The following is a 2,547-nucleotide window of genomic DNA, read 5'->3' as shown; positions in this document are numbered from 1 at the left end:
AAGCTGCAATAAGACAGATCAATCGGAAAGCAGAATGGAGAGCGGCTGAAAAAATTAAACTCTCCGCATTCGGACAACCTTCCAAAAAGAATTTTCCTACAGACCTTGAACGCTAAAAATTTCTGACCCGCTTGTGCTCATGGAAAGTGACCCTCTGCTTGCGCAGGGGGAAGAAGATGAATCTGACAAAAGATTGGGGGGGATTTGCTGCCGGGTATAAAAAAAGGTGGTGGCTTGAGCGTTGCTATTCAGGAGAATGATCCCGGAGTGACGGGCCATCAATTTTTATGATCACACAACGGTGATAGAGGCGGTCAAGGAGCGCATCGACCATGTCTTTTGGTTTCAACAGGTTGTACCAATCATCAGGTTCAAGATTAGTTGTAATGATTGTTGATTTTCCTGCCTCATAGCGTTCCTTCATAAGCTTGAAGAAGGCATTCATCTGCTCTTTGGTCAGGGTCAAGTAGCCTAATTCGTCCAGCAAAAGGATGTCGTACCGGCATAAGGCGTTCAGGAGTTTGGTGGTCGAGCGATCTGCCAAAGATGCGTAGAGGTCGTCGAGCAGTCGCTGAACATCGTAATATCTTCCCTTGGCGCCTGAGATGAGGGCCTGGCGCAGAAGCCCGACCGCCAGGCCGCTTTTGCCGACCCCGGTTTTTCCATGCAAGATAATGTTTTCTCCCCGCGCTAAAAAGTCCAGGCCGGCCAGGGTCATGACCTGATGCTTGTCCACCCCGGGCTGTTTTTCAAATGGAAATGAGTTCAGCGTCCAGGCCCATGGCAGTTTCGCATTCCGCAGCCGATTGTGCATGCCGCGTTCCTGGCGGGCGCGAAGTTCTTCCTGGAGCAGGTTGTAGATAATTTCCTGAACAGCGGCGCCTTTTTCAGCCTGGACGATCTGACTTTCAAGAACAGTCGCCATGCCGGTAAATTTCAGGGTTTCCAAGAGTTCAATGATTTTATTTTTCATGAGAGGTCAAAGAAGTCTCCGGCAATATGATCAAGGATAATTTTTTCGACTCTGGCCAGATCGTAAAGCCCGTAAGTAAGGGCCTTGCTGATTGCGACCATGAACGGCCCCTGCGGATAGGTGCGCTGCAGGTGCAGGAGCCTGCGGAGATTGCGAACACCCCGGCCCGCGCTTCTCTTTTTGAGGTTGTCGATATATTGGTCCAGATCAACATTTTTCCCGGCGAGTAACGATTCCTCCTTTGACGGCCCCTGGTGAGCTTTTCTGCTGTTCAAGGGCGGATGATGCGCCGGCAAAGTTGCCCGGGTCTCTTTTTTGTCGATAATCCGTGTGTGCTCGGCCACCAGCTGTTGTTTGTCATAAACCAAGACCTTGTCCCAATGTTTCTGAACCTCCAGTTGCCGGCCAACCAGCTTATGGGGCACGGAATACCGATTCGTATCCAGCTGGACATAGCCCTGAATGTCGGCCACCCGGCTGACGCTTTGATAAACCGGCGGGGTAAAGGGCGGCAACGGGTTGAGCGCCGGTTTCTCAAGAATATAGGCGGCCTCTGGGCTCATTCCCAGTGAGCGTTTGTGTTTGGCATTCGAGACGGTGCAACACCACTGCTCTGCCTGTTGGTTTAAATCCTGCCAATCGGCGAAACACCGGCCCGGAAGGAAGTTGTTTTCAATATAGTGAAACGGCCTCTCCACGCGTGCCTTCCGATTTGGATCATTCAGCCAGTGAGGCACAAATTTTGTTTTATATAACCTGCCGAAGTGTTCTATTTCCGGAGCGATCACTGCGTCCGGCCCGACGCCGCTCGCCACAATGACATGGGTGTTATCGATGACGCATCTGCCGCAGGTCCCGTCCATGAATGCAAAAGCCTTGGCGAGAAACACCCGGCATTCGAAACGGCTGAAACGGGGATAATATTGAACGTAGATCCTCCGGCTGTAGGCAAGAACCAGGGCGGCGCATTGGGCGGTGATTTTGTTCCCAGCCATTTTCAGAGAGTGCGGGGAGGTGTCATGCTGCATTTCACAGCCGGGCTCAAACACATACTGACCGGCCCGCTTTGCTTCTTTCTTTTTACCGATCCCATGTTTGCGAATGACCCAGGTCAGCGTCTGATACGGGATGACAATACCATGGCGGGCTTCAAGCTCTTCCCGGACCCGCACCGCGTTCCCCCTGCATTCGCGGTATAACTCCTTGATCCGCGGCAGATGCCCAACATGGCTTGACTCCCTGGCAGATTCCGGGTTCGTTCCTTTTTTCAAGACGCTGCGAACTGTATTGCGTGACACCTTCAGGACCCGGCTTATCTCACGAAGTCCCAACCCCTTGTCAGTCATCTCCAGAATCATCTCTCGGCATGCCGCTGTTATCATCACACTTCCTCCCTGCCCGTTCTTTGAGTTCCTGGAGCAGCCGCTCCGCTTTTGTTATCCATATCTGCCGCTGGCGGCGCCGGAATGGCTCCTGCTCCGCATGGACGATATCCTCAAGACCTTTAAGCAACCGCTTCAGGATATGGCAGACAATGGTGATATCCTTGAGCCATCCGCCTTCCGGCCCTTCAT

At 52.5% G+C, this 2,547-nt stretch carries 3 protein-coding genes; all 3 read right to left on the bottom strand.

Going from position 1 to position 2,547, the window contains the following annotated elements; translation table 11 throughout:
- Positions 1–244: 244 nt before the first annotated feature.
- Entirely contained in the window at positions 245–973 is a 729-nt protein-coding gene (gene istB / locus P1P89_23070) for an IS21-like element helper ATPase IstB (GenBank protein MDF1594406.1), read from the bottom strand.
- The gene (locus P1P89_23065; protein ID MDF1594405.1) at positions 970–2,355 is read right to left on the bottom strand and encodes a hypothetical protein; all 1,386 of its coding nucleotides are present in this window, start codon (positions 2,353–2,355) and stop codon (positions 970–972) included. The genes istB and P1P89_23065 overlap by 4 nt, the downstream gene beginning before the upstream one ends.
- Positions 2,312–2,547 (bottom strand): hypothetical protein (locus P1P89_23060; GenBank protein ID MDF1594404.1); only part of this gene is annotated, 236 nt, incomplete at its 5' end. The genes P1P89_23060 and P1P89_23065, both read right to left, overlap by 44 nt.

This window comes from Desulfobacterales bacterium, assembly GCA_029211065.1.
Taxonomy (GTDB): Bacteria; Desulfobacterota; Desulfobacteria; order Desulfobacterales; family JARGFK01; genus JARGFK01.
This window is presented reverse-complemented; position numbering and strand designations above follow the sequence as displayed.

Bases quoted from the DNA above. Each gene is read 5' to 3' on its own strand.
- P1P89_23065 (MDF1594405.1), bottom strand. From the start codon at position 2,355: ATGATAACAGCGGCATGCCGAGAGATGATTCTGGAGATGACTGACAAG.
- istB (MDF1594406.1), bottom strand. From the start codon at position 973: ATGAAAAATAAAATCATTGAACTCTTGGAAACCCTGAAATTTACCGGC.